This window comes from Bradyrhizobium sp. USDA 4354 (assembly GCF_054060315.1).
Map to the genome: position 1 here is coordinate 1,718,442 of NZ_JBSSDC010000001.1, position 20,814 is coordinate 1,739,255.

Below are 20,814 nucleotides of genomic sequence, written 5' to 3' on the forward strand. Positions count from 1 at the left end.
CATGAGTGAGCGAACCATTCTGGTGCTCGGCGCCTCCGGCCTGATCGGCCGCTTCGTCACCGACGATCTGCGTGCACGTGGTTTTCGCGTCGTCGGCGTGGCACGCAGCCTGTCCTCGGCGCAGAGGATGAGCGCCCTGGACGTCGAATGGCCGATCCTCTCGCTCGATGTGGCTGCGCTGACGCGTCTCCTCAGCGAGCACACCGTGGATGTCGTCGTGAATTGCTGCGGCGTGCTCCAGGATGGTCCCGGCAGTGACACCGGTGCCGTGCATCGCAATTTCGTCGCGCGGCTGCTTCAGGCGATCGGCGGCAGCGGTCGCACAATCCGGCTGGTGCATATCTCGATCCCTGGAACCGCTGAGGCGGATCGCACCGCCTTCGCCACGACCAAGCGCGAGGCCGAGCACCTGATCGCGGCCTCCGGCATTCCCCATGCCATCCTCCGTGCCGGCTTCGTGGTCGCACCGTCAGCCTATGGTGGCAGCGCCATGCTCCGCGCGCTTGCTGCCTTCCCGGTCGATTTGCCGGCCAAGGAAATGGCAACGCCATTCCAACCCGTCGCGGTCGAGGATATTTCGGCGACCATCGCCTGGGTCGCCGCACGCGACGTCGACGACGCCTCCGTGAAGGCGGTGAGCTGGGACCTGATGCAGGCCGAACCGGTCACCATGGCCGGTGTCATCAAGCCGTTTCGCTATGCCTTCGGCACCGAAGGTTGGCCGCGCATCTCGATGCCGTCCTTCCTGCTCGATCTCGGCGCGAAAATCGGCGATGTCGCCAGTTACCTTGGCTGGATGCCGCCGATGCGCTCGACGGCCATCGCCGAGCTGCGCCGTGGCGTGCGAGGCGATCCCTCGGCGTGGATCGCCGCGACGGGCATCGCGCCGAAGACGCTGGCCGATGTGGTCGGTCGCCATCCCGCCACCATCCAGGACAAATGGTTCGCGCGCCTGTTTCTGACCAAGGCGCTCATCCTCGCGAGCCTGGTCGCATTCTGGATCGTCTCGGGCTTCATCGCCTTGTTCGTATCTTACCACGCTGCCGCTGGAATTCTGACTGCACACAACTTCCCGTCCGCGCTGGTAGATCCCATTACCATCGGCACCAGCCTGATGGACATGAGCATCGGCGTGCTGATCGCCTTCCGCCGCACCGCGGCGATCGGGCTGGCTGCGGGCATCATTGCCTCGCTCGGCTACATGTTCGGCGCGGCGATCCTGACGCCCGACCTCTGGATCGAACCGCTTGGTGCGCTGGTGAAGACCGCGCCGGCGATCGTGCTGATGCTGGTTGCGCTCCTGATGCTGGACAATCGCTGATGCCCAATTGGCCCGACGACGACGTGATCCTGTTCGACGGTGTCTGCATCTTCTGCTCGCGTTGGGTACGCTTCGTCGCCAAGCGCGATACCGCGAAACAGTTTCGGTTCACGCCAATTCAGTCGGACTATGGGGCGCGATTGGCGCGAACGTTCGGCATCGACCCAGATGACCCCGACACCAACGCCGTGGTCCATGGCGGCGAGATCTTTATGAAGTCCGATGCGGCGCTGACCGTGCTGTCGCAGCTTCCCGGCTGGAGCTGGGTGCGCGTACTATTCGCGGTGCCGAAGCCGCTGCGGGACTCCGTCTACAGTCTTGTCGCGCGCAACCGCTATCGCATTTTCGGCAAGTACGATGCGTGCTTCGTGCCGGATGCAGATCTGCGAGCGCGGGTGATCGAGTAGTTGGTGATTGCGAGCGTAGCGAAGCAATCCAGACTACCGCCGCGCGAAGATTCTGGATTGCTTCGCTGCGCTCGCAATGACGGAGCTCCTGGTTACGGCTCGCCCAGGGCCGCCAGTACTTCCCCCGCCGCCCGCTCCCCACTGTCCCGCGCGCCATGCGCCGTCGTGAAGAAGGTTGGCGACGTCGCCTCTCCAGCAAAGAACAATCGTCCATCCACCGGCGCGGCCAGCACCGCGCGATCCCCCGCGTGGCCGGGCAGCGCGTGCGAATAGGAACCCCGCGCGAAAGGATCGCGCGCCCAGCCGGACTCGCAGAGCGGCTTCAGCTTGCCCCTGATGTCGTTGCCGAGAAAGCCCGCGATCTCATCGATGCTGTGCGCGGCAATGGCGCCGTCGCCGGCGTCTTCCAGCTCGCGGGCAAAGCTGCCGCCGAAGAAGCCTTCGATGCAGGGCTGGCCGAATGGGCGGATGTGGTAGGTTCCCATCTCGGTGCGCATGGTGGCGCCGCGCAGGTTGCCCTCTTTGGGGAAGGATTCGGCATCGCTAAGCGCCAGCGTCACCTTGTCGTTGACGCCGAGCGGCAGGCCGGCGGCGGCGTCGACCTTGGCGGGGAGCGGCGGCGAGAAGCGGATCGTCTCAGCGGCGATCAGATTGGTCGGCACGGTGACGATCACCTTGTCGGCAGTCAGCGTGCCTCGCGACGTCTCGATGCGGATGCGCTTGTCGGAATGGTCGATCAGCGTGACGTTACAGTTCAGCGTCATCGGGCAGGGCGCGCCATAGGCCGCAATTAGCGCGCCATAGCCGCGACGGACGCGCCAATTGAGGTTCGTGTCCTCATAGGCGTTCCAGTCCAATGTGGACATGTCCTTTCAGCTCGCAGCCATTGATATAGGTCGAGATCGCGTCGATCATCGGATTCCAGCGATTGCCGGGCTCGAGGCTCAAGCTTGCGGGTTCGTCCTTGCCCTTCTGCGCCGCTTCCCACAGACGCTCATAGAACACGTCCATCGCGCGCATGAAATCGTCGCGCTCTTCTTGCGGAAAGGCATTGCCATAGGCGCGCTCGCGCCAGGGCGGCAGGTCCTTGTTGAGCTCGAAACCGAGCTGCCGTGCGATCGGCACGAAGGAATTCTTGTCCGCCGAATGCAGCCAGCCGCAGCCGACGTCGAACGTCACCTCTGGCGAAGCCTGCACGGTCCAGGCGCGGCCGCCGAGCCTGTTACGCGCCTCCAGCACGACCACGGCGAGGCTGGAGCCCGCCAGCGCATGCGCGGCGCCGAGGCCGGCAGCGCCAGCGCCAATGATTGCGACGTTGACGGAGGAGGGGAGGGAGGTCATGGGCGGGCTCTAGCACGTTCGGGGGGTGTGCTGAAGCCAGTCAGGTATGCAGCTCTCGTGTCCCGGACGCGCTGCAGCGCGCAGCGGTGCGGCGCACAGCCGGGACCCAAGGTGATGCGTGGGTGCTGAGAGTATCTGGGCCCCGGCTCAGCAGCGCATCACTATCGTGCTGCGCTGTGTCCGGGGCACGAGACAGCGGCGGCCTTACGCCACCGCTTCCTTGGCCTTTTCCGCGCGCTTGCGCTCGTTCGGGTCGAGGTGCTTCTTGCGCAGCCGGATCGACTTCGGGGTGACCTCGACGAGCTCGTCGTCCTCGATATAGGCGAGCGCCTTTTCCAGCGTCATGCGGATCGGCGGGGTCAGGCGCACGGCTTCATCCTTCGACGTGGTGCGGATGTTGGTGAGCTGCTTGCCCTTGAGCACGTTGATCTCGAGATCGTTGTCGCGGGTGTGCTCGCCGACGATCATGCCGCGATAGACCTTCCAGCCCGGCTCGATCATCATCGGGCCGCGGTCTTCCAGCTTGAACATGGCATAGGCCACCGCTTCGCCCTGGTCGTTGGAGATCAGGACGCCGTTGCGGCGGCCCTGGATCTCGCCCTTGTACGGCGCATAGCCGTGGAACAGGCGGTTCATGATCGCGGTGCCGCGGGTATCCGTCAGCAATTCGCCCTGGTAGCCGATCAGGCCCCGGGTCGGCGCGTAGAACACCAGGCGCTGGCGGTTGCCGCCGGACGGCTTCATCTCGATCAGCTCAGCCTTGCGCTCGCTCATCTTCTGCACGACGACGCCGGAATGCTCCTCGTCGACGTCGATCACGACTTCCTCGATCGGCTCCATGGTGGCGCCGGTGGCCTCGTCCTTCTGGAACACGACGCGCGGGCGCGACACCGAGAGCTCGAAGCCTTCGCGGCGCATGGTCTCGATCAGGATCGCGAGCTGGAGTTCGCCGCGGCCCGACACTTCCATCGCGTCCTTGTCGGCGGATTCGACGACGCGCAGCGCGACATTGCCCTCGGCTTCGCGCAAGAGACGGTCGCGGATCATGCGGCTCGTCACCTTGTCGCCTTCGGTGCCGGCGAGCGGGGAGTTGTTGACGATGAACGACATCGAGACGGTCGGCGGATCGATCGGCTGCGCCGGCAGCGGCACTTCGACGGTCGGATCGCAGAAGGTGTCGGCGACGGTGCCCTTGGTGAGGCCCGCGATGGCGACGATGTCGCCGGCTTCGGCTTCATCGAGCGGGGTGCGCTCGAGGCCGCGGAACGCCAGGATCTTGGTGATACGACCGGACTCGACCAGCTTGCCGTCGGCGTTCAGCACCTTGACCTGCTGGTTCGGCTTCAGCACGCCGGACGAGATACGGCCGGTGATGATGCGGCCGAGATAGGGATTGGCCTCCAGGATGGTGCCGATCATCTTGAACGGACCTTCCTCGACCTTCGGCGGCGCGACGTGGCGCAGGATCAGGTCGAACAGCGGCTCCATGCCCTTGTCCTTCGGACCCTCCGGGCTTTCGGCCATCCAGCCCTGCTTGGCCGACCCGTAGAGGATCGGGAAGTCGAGCTGCTCCTCGCTGGCATCCAGCGCCGCGAACAGGTCGAACACCTCGTTGATGACCTCGGTCGGGCGCGCGTCGGGGCGGTCGACCTTGTTGATGACGACGATCGGCTTCAGGCCGACCTTGAGCGCCTTGGAGACCACGAACTTGGTCTGCGGCAGCGGGCCTTCGGCGGCGTCGACCAGCACCAGGGCGCCGTCCACCATGTTGAGGATGCGCTCGACCTCGCCGCCGAAATCGGCGTGGCCGGGGGTATCGACGATGTTGACCCGGGTGTCCTTCCACTGCACCGAGGCTGCCTTGGCCAGGATGGTGATGCCGCGCTCGCGCTCCAGATCGTTGGAGTCCATGGCGCGTTCGGTCACCTTCTGGTTCTCGCGGAACGTGCCGGATTGCTGCAGGAGGCGGTCGACCAGGGTCGTCTTGCCGTGGTCGACGTGGGCGATGATGGCGACGTTACGAAGGTTCATGAGTGAGCTTCTTTGCGGTCGAACAATGGGTTAAGCGCGATCTCGCCGGTCAGACCGGGACCTCTTCTCGAAACAACGCTGGAAGACTGGAAACAGGGCGCTTTGCGCCCAAAAAGGAAGCCCGGCCATATCAGACCGGGCGCCCTGCGCGTTGCGGCGCAATATATGCAAAAACGGCCAAAAAACAATGTGTTCTTTGGCCGTTGGTTGACTGAATTTTGTCCGGGAATTTCCGGGGCTTAAGGCTGGGTTCCTGGATCGGCGGGGGCCTTTCGCCCCTTGATCGCCGCCCAGATCAGAACGACCCCTCCGATGCCGATGACCACGCCCAGAAAAACCAACGGTGCCATGTCGGCGCCGATCCGCCCGTCCTCGACCACCGACATTCCTCCGAACAGCAGCGCGCAGAGGCCCGGCAGCAGCATGAAGATCCCGAACATCGCCATCAGCGCGGTCAGGCAGCCGCTGCGCTTTTGCATCGGCGGAGGAGGCGGCCGAGATGGGCGCGCCGGCGGAGGTGTGTCGCTGCTGCTCATGCCTGCAAGACTCCTTCGCTCGACTGCGCCGCCAATCCGGCCCGGATGCCGTCGATCTGTCCGTTCCGGTAGAACAAATTGTAGGTGTCGAACGGAATGATCGCGCCCTGCTCGGTCACGAAATGGATGCAGCTGCGCTTGACGTTGCCAACGCAGAAATTGAAGCGGTCGAGAAACTGCACGATGGTGACGCGGAAGACGTTCTCGTAAGTGAGACCCTGCGGCACCTGAAAGCTCGGCAGGCAGCACAAGAGTTCGCAGACGCGCTCGCTGGTGTTGAGGGGCCCCGACGACAGCGAGAACAGATCGACGAATTTCTCCCGCAGCATCGGATATTTTTCCGGGCTGATGGTGTTGGGCATCACCGCAACCAGCTGCTCCTGCGGAATCAGAGAGGTCAGCGGCAGCACCTTCTCGCCGTTGCGCAGGCCATAGCCGATCGAGATGCTCTCGGGATTGCAGGGCAGCGGGATCATGTCCTTGTCGCCGAACACGCCGGTCTCGACCACGCGCTTGCGAATCTCCGACAGCATGATGCGGTCGGTGGCCTTGTCGAAATTCTCGTTGCGGCCGGCATCCTGCACCGGCTGCAAGGTGACGCCGCGCACGCATTTCCAGGTCAGTGCGTGGCGTACGATGTCGCCGATCTCGGCGTCGTTGACGCCGCGCTTGATGGTCGCGACCAGCGTGGTCGATACGCCATGATGCTCGAGATTCTCGAGGGCCTGTTGGCGGATCTTGCGCAAATCCGCGCCGCGCAGATCGATCAGCGCATCGCGCTGGAGCGAATCGAACTGGAGATAGACCTCCAGCCCGCGCCTGTTCTCGGCGAGCCGCGCCGCAAAATCCTTCTCGCGGGCGATGCGCAGGCCGTTGGTGTTGATCATGACATGGCGGATCGGGCGGGCGCGCACGGCCGCCAGGATCTCGAAGAAATCAGGATGCAGCGTCGGCTCGCCGCCGCCGGAAATCTGCACGAGATCGGGCTCGCCTTCGCTCGCAACCAGCGCGTCGAGCATCTTCTCCACCGTCGCAAGCGGAGTGAATTTCGTTCGTGCCGGCGAAGATTCAGCGAAGCAGACCGGGCAGGTGAGATTGCAATGCTCGGTGATCTCGATCAGCGCCAGGCAGGAATGCTGCTCGTGGTCGGGACAGAGGCCGCAATCATAGGGGCAGCCGAATTCGGTCCGCTGCTGGAATTGCAGCGGGCGGTCGCCGGGCTTGATGAAATCCTTGCACAGGCGCCAATAGGTGGCATCCGTCGACACCAGCGTCGATTGCATGCCATGTTCCCTGCAGCGCTTCTCGTACCAGACCTCGTTGCCCTGGATCTGGATCTTGGTCGGCACCAGCTTCAGGCAGGTCTCGCAGAGGGATTGGGTCTGGCCCCAGAAGATGTAGGGACGCGACTTACGCAACGGCGCGTTCATGCAGGGATCTCGCTTTGGGCGCCGTCGCCAGCATGAAAGCGGCGTAGAGCAGGATGGACAGCGACAGCAGGTGAAACACGGTGAGGGGGCCGATCAACGTGCCGTAGGGCTTGAGGAATTCCCATAGGAAGCGTTGCGCTCCGTAATAGGCGAGCACCAGGTAGAAACCATTGGTGATCGTGAACGTATTCCCGTTCAAGACCGCCAGCACATACATGAGCGCGAATGCGGTCATGGCTGCGCTCTCGTAGAGTTGCACGGGATGTCGCAGAACGCCGTCGCCGAAATCATGGCCGAAGGGCAGCGCTGTCGGCGTGCCATAGGTGAAATCGTCGAGGCCCGCGAAGTAGCAGCCGACCCGGCCGATCGCGATGCCGAGCGCCAGCGGCAGCGCAAACCGCGCGCCGGTTCGCACCCTGATCCCGGCGGTCCATTTGTAGAGCTCGATCGCCACGATGCCGCCAGCCAGCGCGCCCTCGACCGAGCGCGCAATGCCGCTCTGGCCCGACAGCCACAAATTGGCGGAGCCGAACAGATAGGCGCCAAGACCGGCACCGAAAACCAGCGCGGCGATATAGGGCAGCTCGAAGGATTGCGCCGGAAACCGCAAGCCTTGTCGTGTCAGCCAGTAGACGGCCGCCGCGGCCGCCAGCCACGCTGCGACGTCGAAGAGAGTGTGAAGCAAAGCCCCGCCCATGCGGGGAGAGTATAGCACGGTCACGCTCAAAAAAGCGCGATGCGCATTACTGCGCCTCTCCCCTTGTGGGAGAGGGCATCAAGATCCGGCCGCTACCCGGCCTCCCGCTCCTCCGTCGGATAGACACCGCGCAGCACCTCCTCGAAATGCATCTTCACGGCGTCATTGCACAGGCATGCGCGCAGCCTCAGGCCATCGCGGTTGCGAACCAGGATCGAACCGCGCCTCGTGTCGAGGATCCGGTCGGCCCTGAACGACTGGAGCACGCGGCTGGCATAGCTGCGGCCAACGCCGAGCAGCGTCGCGAGCTGTTCGTGGGTCAGCGGCACGCTGGTCTCGTTGCCGGTCCGCTCCATCGCCGCCAAGATCCATTTGGCGGTACGCTGTTCGATCGAGTGGATCGCGTTGCAGGCAGTCGACTGGAAGATCTGGGCCAGCATGCAATCGGCATAGCGGGCAAAGATGTTGCGCAGTGACGCCGAGCGCAGCTTGGCGGCTTCCAGCTTGACCACGTGAATGCGCGCAAACGGCCCGCCGAATTTCACGCAGATCCGGGTATAGGCCGGCAGAAATCCCTCGCTGACGATGCCGCCCACCGCGCCTTCGCGGCCGACCAGAATGGTTTCGACGTCGCGGCCGTCCTCGTTGGGGACGAGGAAAGTCGCAAGTGACGGTCCGCAGGGGAAGTGGACGACCTGCACGTCATCGCCGGGATTGTAGAGCAATTGGCCTGCTGCGGAGTCCTCGATGGTCACGTGCGGCGCCAGGAGACCGTAGTCGGCCTGACTCAAACGCCGCAGCAGATTGTTGGCCGGCCGGCTCTCGACCTCGGTGACTTTGCCGATAAGCGCATCCATCTTGAACTCCCGTCCTTCCTCCCACCTTAGCGAGTTCCATCCAGCCCCTTTGTGCACAAGTGGACAGACTGAAGAACGATGATGTGATGAGTTTCGTTCCGGGAACCTTCCGCGCTGAGCGCAGGCATCGTGTCGCGGCGACCCTGATCCGAAAATCCCAACCAAGATGCGATTATGGCACCCGCACATTCCAATGGCTCAGGCTGGCCCGCCGATGTTCTGATCGTCGAGGATGACCCGATCATCGCGATCGATTTCGAGGACCGCCTGCTCGGATTCGGTGTGACCGGTGTGCGGACCGTCGGTTCGGTGACGCAGGCGCTGGACGCCATCGCGAAGCGTACGCCCGACTTCGCGCTGCTCGATGTCGAGCTGATCCGCGAGACGAGCTTTGCGATCGCCGAGCGGCTGATCGCGCTGAAGGTTCCGTTCGTTTTCGTCACCGGTTACGGCGCTGAGGCGCGCATTCCGGCCGAACTGGTAGGCCGGCCGCGGCTGCAGAAGCCATGCTCGAGCGACGCGCTGGAGGCGGCGCTTAAGCTGCGCGCCGCCAATTAGCGATCAGCCTTGCTTCGGATCGAGCGTTGTCGACCACAGCGCGACGTCGGCGCGGTCGCGCAGGGTCACCGTCATCTGACCGGAGGCGCCGTCGATCTTGACGTGACCGAAGAACTGCATGCCCGCGGACGGCGGCAGATTCTGGCTGTCCTTGCCAGGCGCCCTGACGAAGCGCACCTCGGGGCCAAAGGTGTTGTCGAGCGCGTTTGGACCAAATGTGCCGGCATGTAGCGGACCTGAGACGAATTCCCAGAACGGCTCGAAATCCTGAAATTGCGCCTTGTTCGGATCGTAGTAATGCGCCGCGGCGTAGTGCACGTCCGCCGTCAGCCACACCGTGTTGCTGATCGGCGCCATCTTGATGAAGCGGAGGATGTCGGCGATCTCGAGCTCGCGGCCACGCACCGGGCCGTCGCCTTGCGCGACGGCCTCCGAGCCGCCCTTCGGCGTGTCCGGGACGATCAGGCTGATCGGCATGTCTGACGCGATCACCTTCCATGTCGCGCGCGAATTCAAAAGGCCGCGCTTGAGCCAGGCAATCTGGTCCGGGCCGAGGAAATAGCTGGCGGGACCGTAGGCGGTTTCGAGATTGGCGCCGTTCGGGCCGCGATAGCTGCGCTCGTCGAGCACGAACACGTCGAGATGCGGGCCGTAGCAGATCCGGCGATAGACGCGGCCGGGCTCGATGATGCTCTCGCGCATCGGGTACATCTCGTGAAAGGCGCGGCCCGCGCGGGCCGCGAGCAGCGAGATGTCGCGCACCTTGTAGGCGGCCGGCAGCTCTTTCGACGGCGACCAGTTGTTGGTGACTTCGTGGTCGTCCCACTGCACGAAGACCGGCACCTCCGCATTGAAGGCGCGGAGGTTGTCGTCGGTGAAATTGTATTTGTGCGCGGCGCGAAACTCGTCCAGCGTCTCGGCAACCTTGGCCTTCTCCGGGATGGTCAGATTCTTCCAGATCTTGCCGTCGGCAAGCTTCACCTCGGATTGGATCGGACCGTCGGCATAGATGGTGTCGCCGGAATGCAGGAAGAAATCCGGCCGGTGCTTGCGCATCGCGGAGAAGGTGGACATGCCGCCGTCGTCCGGGTTGATGCCCCAGCCTTGCCCTGCGACGTCGCCGCCCCAGACGAAGCTGACGTCGCGGCGGTCGGCCGGCGCGGTGCGGAAGCGGCCGACCACCGGCTCGCCCTCGACCGCGCTGTGCGAGAGGTCGCGGAAGCGGACGCGGTAAAAAATGTCCTGGCCGGCCGGAAGATTTTCAACCAGCATCTTTGCCGTGAAATCGCTCTCGGGCAGCGCGGCGATCGGCGGCAGCGTGCGGGCATCCCTGAACGTATCAGTCGTCGCCACCTCGACCAGCATCTGCGATGGACGGTCGGCGCGCGCCCAGACCACGCCACCGTCGACCGTGACGTCGCCCGCCTGCACGCCATGGGTGACCGCCGGCCGGTCCGCGGCACGCGACAGATAGGGCATTGCGATGGCCCCGAGGGCGCCGGCGCCGGTCGCGAGGAAACGGCGGCGGGAGAATTTGATGTTCATGGCTGGCTCGCTGGCTGGCGCGTCTTTCGCTGTCATTCCGGAGCGCGCGAAGCGCGAATCCGGAATCTCGAGATTCCCCGGTGCGCAATTGCGCACCTGTGGTCTGGTCCTTCGGACCATCCCGGAATGACTGCGGAAGCTATATTGAGACAATATGACGCAGCAATAACGCGCGCAAGCGCTCACGCGTTGCCGGCGGCCCGGAATTGCGCGCCTGCGCGTTGCAGGTTCTGCGGCAGGCTGATCAGCACCGCCTTGCGGTCGGCGACTGCGGAGTGGAACTGGTCGAGTGCGATGTTGAAGGCGGTGAGCGCGCCTTCATCGATCGCGCCGTGATCGTAGCAGCGCAGCGTATCGCGCAGGATGTCGTCAGCCTCGGTCTGCATCTGGTCGAGCTGTTCGGTCGTCTCGCACTTGCGCGCCGCCAAGATCATGTCGAGCAGACGCTCGCGCTGATGATTGTTGCTGTCGCGCTCGTCCTTCTTCAGATAGCCGGCGAACCAGGCGCCGATCGAACCCATGGCGGAAAGCGCCATCAGGCCCCACCAGATGTAATCGCTGTATTTGTCGAGGAAGGTCTTCTCTTCACCGTCGACAAAGGCGGCCGCACCCGGATGCACCGGGATCACCGCATCCTTGTCGGTATCGGGCGTTTCGATCTTCGCCGCCAGCGGGAATTCCGTAACCAGTTGCTGGCGCACGGCGAAGAGCTGGCGTGTGAACGCCGCAATGATGGTTTCGGACACGCTTTTGCGCGCCACGATGTGGTGCGAAAAGCTGATGGTCTTGACCTCGTCCTCCGGGCGGGCGGGCGAGCCACCATAGGTGCCGGCGGGAATCTCGGACGCCTCGTAGACCGGATGGTTTTGCGCAATCGCGTCCGCCGAATCGATCGCGAGGAAGGTGGGCGCGCCGAAATCCTTGGTGGAGGCGGCGATCGCGTCCGCCGTGATCTTGCTGTTGACGGGGCCGGCCGCGAGATAGACATCGGCCTTCTGCGCCTTGATCGCCTCGGCCACTTCGTTCGCCGGGAATTGCACGATCTCGACCTTGGCGGGATCGACGCCATATTGCTGGAGGATCACCTTGAGCAGGTTGACGTTGGCCTGGGTGCGGCCGACCACGCCGACGCGATGGCCAGCGAGCTGCGCCACCTTGGTGATTTTTGGGCCCCGCTTCTTACCCTTGCCCGGCACGGACCACAGCACCACGACGTTCTTGCGCAGGGTCGCGACCGCTTGCGCGTTCTTCGGCACGTCGAGGTCGCCGCGCACGATGGCGAGATCGACCTTGCCTTCCGCGAGCGCGTTGGCGCTGGCCGTGGCGCCGTCAGTCTGGATCGGCCGCAGCCGCACCTGGCCCTTGCTCTGGGTGAAGGCCTGCGTCAGCGTCTGCACGACCTTGACGTCGTCGCTGTTGGCGGGGCCGACCGCGATCTTGAGGGTCACGGGGCGCATCGCGAAGTAATAGCCGCCGGCCAGTGCGCCGATGATCGCAAGCACGAGTGCCAGAGACACGAGCGCCGTCTTCCGCGCCGCGGATCGCGGCGAAGGCGGAGGGGGCGTTTCGGCCAGGTCCAATCCCCCGGTCATCGATCTCCCAAACAGGCGCTTCAGGCTCAGTTTCATCTTCGCCGGCGATTTACGCCGGCAATTGTAGCAAATTTCTTGTCCGGCGGGGTTACATCTCCGTCATGGTTAGCGGATGCAGGAAATCCCGTATGAACCCGGGCGCCGGGGCGGTGTTAGAGTAAAGTTCCCCTTAGAGGACGGAGACGACCATGGCAGAACGGCTCTCGGCGGAGGCGCGCAAGCAGGCGCTGGGCGGACTACCGGGCTGGACCGAAGTCCAAGGCCGCGACGCCATCGGGAAGACCTTTGTCTTCAAGGATTTCAACGAGGCGTTCGGCTTCATGACCCGCGCCGCGCTGGTCGCCGAGAAGATGGACCACCACCCGGAATGGCGCAACGTCTACAAGACGGTGGAGGTGGTGCTGTCGACCCACGACGCGGGCGGCGTCACCGCACGCGACATGGCGCTGGCCAGGGCGATGAACGCCATCGCGGGCTGACATCAAGCTGACGTCTTGCAGGGACCGGCCGCATCCCCATCTTGTGATCAGCCGGGATGGGGCGATCCGCCGCCTCCGGCAGAACGGGAGCATTTGAGCATGGCCGCCGAGCACAGCGTCGGCTTCGAGCCGGCCGATCGGCTCGCGGAAGATCGCGAGAGCGTGCGCCGCCGCTTCTGGCGCAAGCTGAAGCGTGTCGCCGCGCAGCTGCCGTTCGCGGAAGATTTGCTTGCCGCCTATTACTGTGCGTTCGACCGGCAGACGCCGCGCCACGTTCAGGCCTCGCTGCTAGGTGCGATCGCCTATTTCATCCTGCCGTTCGACTTCGTCGCGGACGTGATGCCGATCCTCGGCTTCGCCGATGACGCCGCCGTGCTCGCCACCGCCATCCGCATGGTTGCCGGCCACATCACGAACGAGCATCGCGAAGCCGCCCGCGCTGCGCTGAAGCGCGGGGTGGGTGAGAAGGAGACGGCGGAGTAGGCGAGGCGTCGGCGGCACGCCGTAGCCACCCCATTCTGTCATGCCCCGGCTTGACCGGGCATCCAGTACGCCGCGGCTTCTCGATTCAATCACTGCGTCACGGAGTACTGGATCGCCCGGTCAAGCCGGGCGATGACAGCGAATGTGAGGATGAAGCTCGCTACTTCTTCTCCGCCCGCGCCTTCTCCGCGTCCCACGCCTGGAATTGCCTGAACAGCGTCTCCTTGTCCGCGTCGGACACCTTCGCGGCCGCAGGGCTCTGCTTCAGGAACGCCTCGAAGCGCTGCCGTGTCACCGGCTCGATGCCGTGCTTGTCGAGCCATTGCTGCGCCACCGGCAATCTATTCCAGCCGGATAGCGGCGCCGCCAGCGAGACCTCCTTCCACTTGGGATGGAAGGGCGGGTTCTGCAGCGCCGTGAATTTCGTGAAGAACGCGTCCACGAACAGCGCGAGCTTGCGATAGCGCTCGGTGTTGGGCGCCCAACTATAGGCCGCGAGCACCGCAGGCACCGCGATCGTGTCGACGCTCTCGCCCTCCTTGATCAGGTTCGGATAGTCCTTCGCAGTCAGGGTTGCCGGCAGATAGTCGCTCTGCAGCGGCTTTGCATAGTCCACCTTCGCAAGATGGAAACGGCCGTCATTGCCGAAGGTCGAGACCGATTTGTACGGCTTGCCCCCGACCACGATCACGGCGTCGATCTCTCCGGCCTTCAGCTTCTCCATCGCGATGCGCTGCTCGACATAGGCGAATTTCGCCTTGATCCCGAGCCGCTCGAACACGGTGAGCGCTGTGACGAAGGTGCCGCCGTTGGGCAGGTCCACGCTGACCGTCTTGCCTTCGAGATCTTTGAGGGTCGCGACCGATTTCGGCGCGATCACCTGCATCTCCTCGTTGTAGAGTTTCGTCACATAGGTGAACTGCTTCTTGATATCCTTGGCGAAGCCCTTGCGCTCGAGATAGTCGAGCGTGTCGGCGCGGACGATGCCGAGATCGACGCCTTGCAGGAACAGGATGTCGGCGACGCTCTGCACCGAGCCGCGGCCGACGATCGGCAGCACGCGGATCTTGTTGCCGTCGTCGAGCACCGAGGCGAGGTCGGCGCCGAACTGCACATAGGTGCCACCAATCGTGCCCGTGATCAGCGTGACGGTGTTGGCGTTCAGCGCCTGCTTGGTCGAGGTCGAGCCGAACTGGAAGATGGCCTTCAGACTGTCGGAGACCTTGGCCGGATCGTATTCGGTCTGCTGCTCAGCACGTGCCGCGAAGGCACAGATCGTCATGATGGCGGCAAGCGCCATTTTCAAAGCGTTATGCATGATATCCTCTAAAAAAGTACTAGTTCTGAAGCTGGGCGAGGCGCTGCCGCGCCTCCGTCGATCCGAGTGCCGCGGCCTTCTCGTACCAGTCGCGCGCAGCGGTCGCATCGGCGGCGATGCGCCGCGCGTCGCTGGTGCCCAGCACGGCCGGATCATAGGTCTGGGCCAGCAGAAACGCCGCTGTCACATCCTGAGCGTTGGCCGCGCGTTCGAGCAACAGGCGCGCTGCAACGATATCGCCGACCGTCAGGAGGCTCTTCGCGCGCGCCATCAGCCCGGCCACCGTGTCGGCGTCGAGCGTCCTCGCGGGCGGAGGGGACGCAGGCGGTGTGGTCACCGGTGCGGGCTGAGGCACAGGCGTCTGGGCTTGCAGCGCGGTCTGATAGGCGGTCGCGATCGCTTCGCGGCTCGGCGGTGACGATGCAGGGAGATCCTGCGCGTCAGCGCTCGCGAGCGTTGCGTCGGCCACGCGCCCCGGATCCTTGCGCGGAGACTGCGGTACGGCCGGCGCGCTGGCCGAGGCCGCCGCCTGCTCCAGCGCGATGCCCGCCGAGCCAACGGCGGCGAAGATGCCGCGAAGGTCGGACTGAAACAGCGCGGCCAGAATTGCCAGGCTGGATGCCACCAGAACGGCTGCGAGAACGCTCGCAAGAACGCGCGGGACAATTCTGCCCCGGGGCCGCAACTCCAGCGGGGTATATTCATCCGGGTTCGGCGCACCGAGCGGATCGGACAGGAACAGTGGTATTGGATCGTCCGGCGACAGATCGATCCGTGCGGCGCGCGCACGGATGTAGGATGCGGTGGATGTATGTGATGCGGCTGGATCGGAATCGAAGGCCCTTGATTCCCTGGACGGGCGGTACGCCGTCGTCTCCATGGTGATGCTCCCCCTGGACTGACACAACGCGGGGCATACCGGTTTCAGTTTTTTTGTTGTTGTCCAGGAGCGCCCAGCAAACTGGAGCCGGTAAATCGCAATTTGAATCAGCCCAAAAAGCGACGACGGTTGGGACGAATCGGGAAAATTTTGGGTTTGATTCGGGCGAGGTTGCGGAATGCACCGCAAACTTGCCAGCAGTGGTTGATGAGACTTTACCAAATGACGGCGTGCGAGCGGCGTGCCATGAAAGTCAGCTGTCATGAAAGTCAGCTGTCATGCCCCGGCTTGCCGTCTTCGCTGAAGCTTCGCCGGCTCGAGCGCCGTCGTAGGTCCGGCGTAGCCTAGCGGAGCCGGGACCGGGGCATCCAGTACGCCGCGGCTTCTCGGCTAAATCACTGGGCTATCTGGAATGCTCGATCGCCCGGTCAAGCCGGGCGACGACAGTTGAGTATGCTGAAGCGGCGTCGCGATGAAGTTGCGATCACGGATGCAGGATCACCTTGCCCATGGCCTGGCGTCCCGCGAGCACCTTCAGCGCATCGGCGGTTTGCGCCAGCGGGAAGGTGCGGTCGACATGCGAGGAGATCTTGCCTTCCGCGGTCCACTTCACGAGCTTCTCGAGATTGGCGCGGTTCTTCGCCGGGTTCAGCCGCGTCCAGGCGCCCCAGAACACGCCACGGATGTCGCAGCCCTTCAGCAGCGCGAGGTTCAGCGGCATCTTGGGAATGTCGCCCGCGGCAAAGCCGATCACGAGGAAGCGGCCTTCCCACGCGATCGAGCGCAGCGCCTGTTCGGCGTAAGCACCACCGACCGGATCGAAGATGATGTCGACGCCCTTGCCGCCGGTGAGCTTGCGCAGGCCTTCCTTCAAATCTTCCTTGGCGTAGTTCAGCGTCAGCTCGGCGCCATGCGCCTTGGCGAATTCGAGCTTCTCGTCCGAGGAAGCGCAGGCGATCACCTTCAGGCCCATCAGCTTGCCGAGCTCGCAGGCGGCAAGGCCGGTGCCGCCGGCCGCACCTAGCACCGCGAGCGTCTCGCCCGGCTTGGGGCTGGCGCGATCTTCCAGCGCATGCAGCGCGGTGCCGTAGATGATGATGATGCCGGCCGCGCGGTCATAGTCGAGATTGTCCGGAATCTTCACGATCGATGCCGCTGGCAATGCGATCTTCTCGCGTGCGCCGTTGTGGCCGCAGGATGCCACCACGCGGTCGCCGACCTTCAGGTCGGTGACGCCGGGCCCGATACTCTCGATCACGCCCGCGACCTCCGCCGCTGGCGAGAACGGGAACGGCGGTTTGATCTGGTACTTGCCCTGGATCATCAGGATGTCGAAGAAGTTCAGCGCCGCCGCCTTGATCGCGATCACGGCTTCGCCGGGACCCGCCACCGGATCCGGCACCTCAGTCAGCACGAGATCGTCGGGCTGGCAATATTGCGAGCAGAGGATGGCTTTCATGGCGGCACCTTGAGGCGTTTCGAGTGGAATTATAGTTGGGTCGTTTCTGCCGGATTTAGGCCGTGGCGACAATCCGGATTCTTTGCCCAAAGCGATGCACAGACCTATCCTCCCGTCATTGCGAGCGCAGCGAAGCAATCCAGAATTCGTCCTGCGGAAATAGTCCGGATTGCTTCGCTGCGCTCGCAATGACGAAATCCGCGGAGAAAGGATTCAAACGATGTTTGAAACAAGCCTGCTCAAGCACAAGCGCATCCTCGTCACCGGCGGTGGCTCGGGCCTTGGCGCCGCGATGGGACGTCGCTTCCTTGCGCTCGGCGCCGAGCTCGTGATCTGCGGCCGCAAGCTCGACCGGCTTGAGGCAACCGCGCGCGACATGCGCGAAGAGACCGGCGGCAAGGTCGCGACGATCGCCTGCGATATCCGCGACGGTGCGGCCGTCGACAGCATGATGGATGCGATCTGGCGCGAGGCGCCGCTCGACATCCTCGTCAACAATGCCGCCGCCACCTTCATTGCGCAGAGCGAGCATCTCTCCTTCCGCGCCGCGGATGCGATCCTGGCGCCGACGCTGCACGGCGCGATGTATTGCACGCTCGCCGCCGGCAGGCGCTGGATCGCGGACAAGCATGGTGGCGTCGTGCTGTCGATCCTCTCGACCTCCACCATCACCGGCCGCGCCTTCACGGTGCCGTCGGCAATGGCGAAATCGGCGCTGCTGGCGATGACCAAGAGCCTCGCGGTGGAATGGGGGCCGAAAGGCATCCGCACCGTCGCCATTGCGCCGGGCCCGTTCCCGACCGCGGGCGCGTCGGGGCAGCTCCGCCCCGAGGGCCGCGACGAAGGCTGGACCGCGCGCAACCCGCTGGGCCGGACCGGAGAGCACGGCGAGCTTGCCGACCTCGCCAGCTTCCTGGTCTCGGACCGCGCCGCCTATATCAATGGCGAGATGGTGGTGATCGACGGTGGCGCGCATTTGCGCAGTTCCGGCGCCGAGGATTTGCTCGGCTGGACCGAGACGCAATGGGCCGAGCAACGCGCTGAGCGATCCAAAGCCTAGCCGCCGCCGATACCGCTAACTGCCTTCCCAAATTGGACTTTCCCGGCTATCCCTGCCCGGGGACAACGCGCGGCCGGGCCATCTTCCAGTCACAATATTGAGGGAACCAGTCCAGCATGTGGCGGGTGCTGATTTTAGCTTTGATGACTGGCGTCATGGCCGGGGGAATTGCCGATTCCGCGTGGGCGCAGCCGGCGCCCAAGTCCGTTCCAAAAGAGTCTGCACCGAAAGAGACTGCACCGAAGCCGGCCGCGCCGCCGGCCAACACGACCGCAAAGGCGGCCTCGAAGCCAGAGAGCAAACCGGCGGCCCCGCCCCCGGCGGTTGCCGGCGGCGCGGAGCCGACCCTGATCGGGCAGTTCGGTACCTGGGGGGCATACTCGGCGGCGCCGAACGGCAAGAAGGTCTGCTTCGCGCTGGCAAAGCCCTCCTCGTCGAAGACCAATCCGCCGAATCGGCCGCGCGATCCCGCCTATGCCTTCGTCTCGACCCGGCCGGCCGAGAAGGTGAACAACGAAGTCTCGGTCATGATCGGCTATGCGCTGAAGCCGGGCTCGGAATCGACCGTCGAGGTCGGGGGCGCCTCCTATGCCATGTACACGCAGGGCGACGGCCTCTGGATCAAGAACGCGGCCGAGGAGGAGCGGATGGTCGAAGCCATGCGCAAATCCGCCGATCTCGTGGTCAAGGGCGTCTCGGCCAAGGGCACCGAGACGACCGACACGTTCTCGCTGAAGGGCCTCGCCCAGGCGCTCGACAAGATCGCGCAGGACTGCAAGCGGTAAGACCGCCGACGTTAAGACTGCGGGCGTTAAGGTCGCAATCGGCGGTTCCGCTTGCTATATAGGGACCGTTCCAAGTTTTTCCGTCATTCCGGGGCGATGCGCAGCATCGAACCCGGAATCTCGAGGTTCCGGGTCTGGTCCCCAGGGTCGCTTCGCGATCCCTTCGGACCATCCCGGAACAACCAAGCCATTAGGTCCATTGAATGCAACCGACGACCGAGCCGCACAACGCAATCCTGGTGGAGAAGACTCCGCTCGAAACCTACGTGCCGCCGGCAAAACCGTCGCTCATCGGTCTGTCGCGCAGCGAGCTTGCCGACCGCCTCGGCGAGATCGGGGTCGCGCCGGCCCAGCGCAAGATGCGCGTGCAGCAGCTCTGGCATTGGATCTATTTCCGCGGTGCCCAGAGCTTTGACGAGATGACTTCAATCTCGAAGGGCATTCGCGCCGATCTCGCCCAGCACTTTACCGTCGACCGGCCCGAAGTCGTGGCCGAGCAGATCTCCAACGACGGCACCCGCAAATGGCTGCTGCGGCTGCCGAGCGGCGACAATGTTCAGAAGGCGCATGAGGTCGAGTGCGTCTATATCCCCGAGACCGATCGCGGCACGCTCTGCGTCTCCTCGCAGGTCGGCTGCACCTTGAACTGCGCCTTCTGCCATACCGGCACGCAGCGCCTGGTGCGCAATCTCACCGCCGGCGAGATCGTCGGGCAGGTGATGGTCGCGCGCGATCGCCTGAATGATTGGGCCGATCGCGAGGACGGCACGCGCCGCGTCACCAACATCGTGATGATGGGCATGGGTGAGCCGCTCTACAATTTCGACGCGGTGCGCGACGCGCTGCTGATCGTCGGCGACAATGAAGGCATCGGCATCTCCCGCCGCCGCATCACGCTCTCGACCTCGGGCGTGGTGCCGAATATCGTGCGCGCCGGCGAGGAGATCGGCGTCATGCTCGCGATCTCCTTGCACGCCGTGCGCGACGAATTGCGCAACGAGCTGGTGCCCCTCAACCGCAAATACCCGATCAAGGAGCTGCTGCAGGCCTGCCGCGATTATCCCGGCGCCTCCAACGCGCGCCGCATCACCTTCGAATATGTGATGCTCAAGGGCGTCAACGATTCGCTCGACGATGCAAAGCTGCTGGTGAAGATGCTCAAGGGCATTCCCGCCAAGATCAACCTGATCCCGTTCAATCCCTGGCCCGGCACCGCCTATGAATGCTCGGACTGGGACCAGATCGAAAAGTTCTCCGAATACATCTTCAACGCCGGCTATTCCTCGCCCGTGCGCACCCCGCGCGGCCGCGACATCCTCGCCGCCTGCGGCCAGCTGAAATCGGAGACCGAAAAGCTCTCGGCCCGGGAGCGCCAGGCGCTGCGCGCCATGGCGATGACGGATTAGTTTGTCATGCCCGCGCTCTCGCATCCTCGTCATTGCGAGCGCAGCGAAGCAATCCAGAATATCTCCGCGGCGGCAGTCTGGATTGCTTCGTCGCTGCGCTCCTCGCAATGACGACTGAGTTGACATTTTTGTCATGTCCCTGATCGGCCGCCTCGTCGTCATCTTCATCGGCTTCCTCGCCGCCTGTTTCGTCGGCGGCATGATCGTCGTCGTCGCGCTGCTGTTTCCGGAATTCGCCGATCTTGGTGCGGGTCCCGTCGATCAGGGGACGATCGATATCCTGCTCGGCTTCGGCTTCATCTTCGTCTCGGGCTTTGCACTGGTGCCGGCGGCGGTGATCGTCGCCATCACCGAAGCGCTCTACATTCGCAGCGCGCTCGCTTATGCCGTCGGCGGCGGCCTTGTCGGGCTCGCCTGTTATCTCGGCCTCGTTCCCTTTCACGCCGACACGTTTCAGTTCGAGGGTATCGTGCGGCGTCACCTGGAGATCATGACCGGCGCGGGCATCGTCGCAGGCGTCGTCTACTGGCTGATCGCCGGCCGCAACGCCGGCGCCTGGCGCGAGCCGCTACCTCCGCGCAAACCGCCCCCGCCACTGCCGTCGAACTCCAGGCCGGATGCGCGATGAC

The 20,814-nt window shown here is 64.4% G+C and carries 19 protein-coding genes and 1 pseudogene; 9 read left to right on the forward strand and 11 right to left on the reverse strand.

Annotation, left to right across the window (positions count from 1 at the left end; all coding sequences use genetic code 11):
• Window position 1 precedes the first annotated feature (1 nt).
• Together ACVIIV_RS08085 and ACVIIV_RS08090 are read left to right on the forward strand one after the other, a co-directional pair.
• Window positions 2-1,321, forward strand: a complete 1,320-nt coding sequence (locus tag ACVIIV_RS08085) for a DoxX-like family protein (RefSeq protein ID WP_456743716.1) — start codon at window positions 2-4, stop codon at window positions 1,319-1,321.
• A complete protein-coding gene (locus ACVIIV_RS08090) occupies window positions 1,321-1,728 on the forward strand; it encodes a thiol-disulfide oxidoreductase DCC family protein (RefSeq protein ID WP_456743717.1) in 408 nt (135 codons plus the stop codon). Before ACVIIV_RS08085 ends, ACVIIV_RS08090 begins: the two co-directional genes overlap by 1 nt.
• 92 nt (window positions 1,729-1,820) lie before the next feature.
• Here ACVIIV_RS08090 and ACVIIV_RS08095 read toward each other — a convergent pair.
• The 6 genes and pseudogenes from ACVIIV_RS08095 to ACVIIV_RS08120 all read right to left on the reverse strand — a co-directional run bounded on the left by ACVIIV_RS08095 (window position 1,821) and on the right by ACVIIV_RS08120 (window position 8,620).
• Window positions 1,821-3,069 (reverse strand): annotated as a pseudogene (locus tag ACVIIV_RS08095) (flavin monoamine oxidase family protein).
• A 204-nt stretch (window positions 3,070-3,273) separates the two neighbouring features.
• Window positions 3,274-5,100, reverse strand: coding sequence for a translational GTPase TypA (typA, locus tag ACVIIV_RS08100; RefSeq protein WP_456743718.1), 1,827 nt, complete (start codon window positions 5,098-5,100; stop codon window positions 3,274-3,276).
• Window positions 5,101-5,339: 239 nt separating this feature from the next.
• A complete protein-coding gene (locus ACVIIV_RS08105; protein WP_456743719.1) occupies window positions 5,340-5,636 on the reverse strand; it encodes a hypothetical protein in 297 nt (98 codons plus the stop codon).
• Entirely contained in the window at window positions 5,633-7,066 is a 1,434-nt protein-coding gene (locus ACVIIV_RS08110) for a radical SAM protein (protein ID WP_456743720.1), read from the reverse strand. Before ACVIIV_RS08110 ends, ACVIIV_RS08105 begins: the two co-directional genes overlap by 4 nt.
• Window positions 7,047-7,763 (reverse strand): prolipoprotein diacylglyceryl transferase family protein, encoded by a 717-nt coding sequence (locus tag ACVIIV_RS08115; protein ID WP_456748686.1) that lies wholly within the window; start codon window positions 7,761-7,763, stop codon window positions 7,047-7,049. Before ACVIIV_RS08115 ends, ACVIIV_RS08110 begins: the two co-directional genes overlap by 20 nt.
• Before the next feature lie 92 nt (window positions 7,764-7,855).
• Window positions 7,856-8,620, reverse strand: a complete 765-nt coding sequence (locus ACVIIV_RS08120; protein ID WP_456743721.1) for a Crp/Fnr family transcriptional regulator — start codon at window positions 8,618-8,620, stop codon at window positions 7,856-7,858.
• 174 nt (window positions 8,621-8,794) lie between these two features.
• Here ACVIIV_RS08120 and ACVIIV_RS08125 point away from each other — a divergent pair, with 174 nt between their 5' ends.
• A complete protein-coding gene (locus ACVIIV_RS08125; RefSeq protein WP_456743722.1) occupies window positions 8,795-9,178 on the forward strand; it encodes a response regulator in 384 nt (127 codons plus the stop codon).
• A 3-nt stretch (window positions 9,179-9,181) separates the two neighbouring features.
• Here ACVIIV_RS08125 and ACVIIV_RS08130 read toward each other — a convergent pair whose 3' ends face one another.
• Window positions 9,182-10,723: an alkaline phosphatase D family protein gene (locus ACVIIV_RS08130; RefSeq protein ID WP_456743723.1), complete on the reverse strand. Its 1,542-nt coding sequence runs from the start codon at window positions 10,721-10,723 to the stop codon at window positions 9,182-9,184.
• A 182-nt stretch (window positions 10,724-10,905) separates the two neighbouring features.
• Window positions 10,906-12,351 carry a TAXI family TRAP transporter solute-binding subunit gene (locus ACVIIV_RS08135; RefSeq protein ID WP_456743724.1) on the reverse strand — a complete coding sequence of 482 codons (1,446 nt, stop codon included), beginning with the start codon at window positions 12,349-12,351 and terminating at the stop codon, window positions 10,906-10,908.
• 152 nt (window positions 12,352-12,503) lie between these two features.
• Between ACVIIV_RS08135 and ACVIIV_RS08140 the strand changes: the two genes are divergently transcribed.
• A complete protein-coding gene (locus ACVIIV_RS08140; RefSeq protein WP_456743725.1) occupies window positions 12,504-12,794 on the forward strand; it encodes a 4a-hydroxytetrahydrobiopterin dehydratase in 291 nt (96 codons plus the stop codon).
• A gap of 99 nt (window positions 12,795-12,893) precedes the next feature.
• Window positions 12,894-13,277, forward strand: coding sequence for a YkvA family protein (locus tag ACVIIV_RS08145; RefSeq protein ID WP_456743726.1), 384 nt, complete (start codon window positions 12,894-12,896; stop codon window positions 13,275-13,277).
• A gap of 160 nt (window positions 13,278-13,437) precedes the next feature.
• Here ACVIIV_RS08145 and ACVIIV_RS08150 read toward each other — a convergent pair whose 3' ends face one another.
• The 3 genes from ACVIIV_RS08150 to ACVIIV_RS08160 form a co-directional block, all read right to left on the reverse strand.
• Window positions 13,438-14,595 carry a TAXI family TRAP transporter solute-binding subunit gene (locus ACVIIV_RS08150; RefSeq protein ID WP_456743727.1) on the reverse strand — a complete coding sequence of 386 codons (1,158 nt, stop codon included), beginning with the start codon at window positions 14,593-14,595 and terminating at the stop codon, window positions 13,438-13,440.
• 19 nt (window positions 14,596-14,614) lie between these two features.
• The gene (locus ACVIIV_RS08155; protein WP_456743728.1) at window positions 14,615-15,475 is read right to left on the reverse strand and encodes a hypothetical protein; all 861 of its coding nucleotides are present in this window, start codon (window positions 15,473-15,475) and stop codon (window positions 14,615-14,617) included.
• Window positions 15,476-15,959: 484 nt separating this feature from the next.
• On the reverse strand, window positions 15,960-16,934 hold the full coding sequence (locus tag ACVIIV_RS08160; RefSeq protein WP_225113194.1) for an NADPH:quinone oxidoreductase family protein: 975 nt from the start codon (window positions 16,932-16,934) through the stop codon (window positions 15,960-15,962).
• A 220-nt stretch (window positions 16,935-17,154) separates the two neighbouring features.
• Here ACVIIV_RS08160 and ACVIIV_RS08165 point away from each other — a divergent pair, with 220 nt between their 5' ends.
• The 4 genes from ACVIIV_RS08165 (at window position 17,155) to ACVIIV_RS08180 (ending at window position 20,813) form a co-directional block, all read left to right on the forward strand.
• Window positions 17,155-17,994, forward strand: a complete 840-nt coding sequence (locus tag ACVIIV_RS08165) for an SDR family oxidoreductase (RefSeq protein ID WP_456743729.1) — start codon at window positions 17,155-17,157, stop codon at window positions 17,992-17,994.
• Between the two features lie 116 nt (window positions 17,995-18,110).
• Complete coding sequence (locus ACVIIV_RS08170) at window positions 18,111-18,779, forward strand: invasion associated locus B family protein (protein ID WP_456743730.1); 669 nt, start codon at window positions 18,111-18,113, stop codon at window positions 18,777-18,779.
• Between the two features lie 203 nt (window positions 18,780-18,982).
• On the forward strand, window positions 18,983-20,185 hold the full coding sequence (gene rlmN, locus ACVIIV_RS08175) for a 23S rRNA (adenine(2503)-C(2))-methyltransferase RlmN (RefSeq protein ID WP_456743731.1): 1,203 nt from the start codon (window positions 18,983-18,985) through the stop codon (window positions 20,183-20,185).
• A 133-nt stretch (window positions 20,186-20,318) separates the two neighbouring features.
• Entirely contained in the window at window positions 20,319-20,813 is a 495-nt protein-coding gene (locus tag ACVIIV_RS08180) for a hypothetical protein (RefSeq protein WP_456743732.1), read from the forward strand.
• Window position 20,814 lies beyond the last annotated feature (1 nt).

Coding starts and splice junctions, on each gene's coding strand:
- ACVIIV_RS08085 (WP_456743716.1), top strand. CDS start 2: ATGAGTGAGCGAACCATTCTGGTGCTCGGCGCCTCCGGCCTGATCGGC.
- ACVIIV_RS08090 (WP_456743717.1), top strand. CDS start 1,321: ATGCCCAATTGGCCCGACGACGACGTGATCCTGTTCGACGGTGTCTGC.
- typA (WP_456743718.1), bottom strand. CDS start 5,100: ATGAACCTTCGTAACGTCGCCATCATCGCCCACGTCGACCACGGCAAG.
- ACVIIV_RS08105 (WP_456743719.1), bottom strand. CDS start 5,636: ATGAGCAGCAGCGACACACCTCCGCCGGCGCGCCCATCTCGGCCGCCT.
- ACVIIV_RS08110 (WP_456743720.1), bottom strand. CDS start 7,066: ATGAACGCGCCGTTGCGTAAGTCGCGTCCCTACATCTTCTGGGGCCAG.
- ACVIIV_RS08115 (WP_456748686.1), bottom strand. CDS start 7,763: ATGGGCGGGGCTTTGCTTCACACTCTCTTCGACGTCGCAGCGTGGCTG.
- ACVIIV_RS08120 (WP_456743721.1), bottom strand. CDS start 8,620: ATGGATGCGCTTATCGGCAAAGTCACCGAGGTCGAGAGCCGGCCGGCC.
- ACVIIV_RS08125 (WP_456743722.1), top strand. CDS start 8,795: ATGGCACCCGCACATTCCAATGGCTCAGGCTGGCCCGCCGATGTTCTG.
- ACVIIV_RS08130 (WP_456743723.1), bottom strand. CDS start 10,723: ATGAACATCAAATTCTCCCGCCGCCGTTTCCTCGCGACCGGCGCCGGC.
- ACVIIV_RS08135 (WP_456743724.1), bottom strand. CDS start 12,351: ATGAAACTGAGCCTGAAGCGCCTGTTTGGGAGATCGATGACCGGGGGA.
- ACVIIV_RS08140 (WP_456743725.1), top strand. CDS start 12,504: ATGGCAGAACGGCTCTCGGCGGAGGCGCGCAAGCAGGCGCTGGGCGGA.
- ACVIIV_RS08145 (WP_456743726.1), top strand. CDS start 12,894: ATGGCCGCCGAGCACAGCGTCGGCTTCGAGCCGGCCGATCGGCTCGCG.
- ACVIIV_RS08150 (WP_456743727.1), bottom strand. CDS start 14,595: ATGCATAACGCTTTGAAAATGGCGCTTGCCGCCATCATGACGATCTGT.
- ACVIIV_RS08155 (WP_456743728.1), bottom strand. CDS start 15,475: ATGGAGACGACGGCGTACCGCCCGTCCAGGGAATCAAGGGCCTTCGAT.
- ACVIIV_RS08160 (WP_225113194.1), bottom strand. CDS start 16,934: ATGAAAGCCATCCTCTGCTCGCAATATTGCCAGCCCGACGATCTCGTG.
- ACVIIV_RS08165 (WP_456743729.1), top strand. CDS start 17,155: ATGTTTGAAACAAGCCTGCTCAAGCACAAGCGCATCCTCGTCACCGGC.
- ACVIIV_RS08170 (WP_456743730.1), top strand. CDS start 18,111: ATGTGGCGGGTGCTGATTTTAGCTTTGATGACTGGCGTCATGGCCGGG.
- rlmN (WP_456743731.1), top strand. CDS start 18,983: ATGCAACCGACGACCGAGCCGCACAACGCAATCCTGGTGGAGAAGACT.
- ACVIIV_RS08180 (WP_456743732.1), top strand. CDS start 20,319: ATGTCCCTGATCGGCCGCCTCGTCGTCATCTTCATCGGCTTCCTCGCC.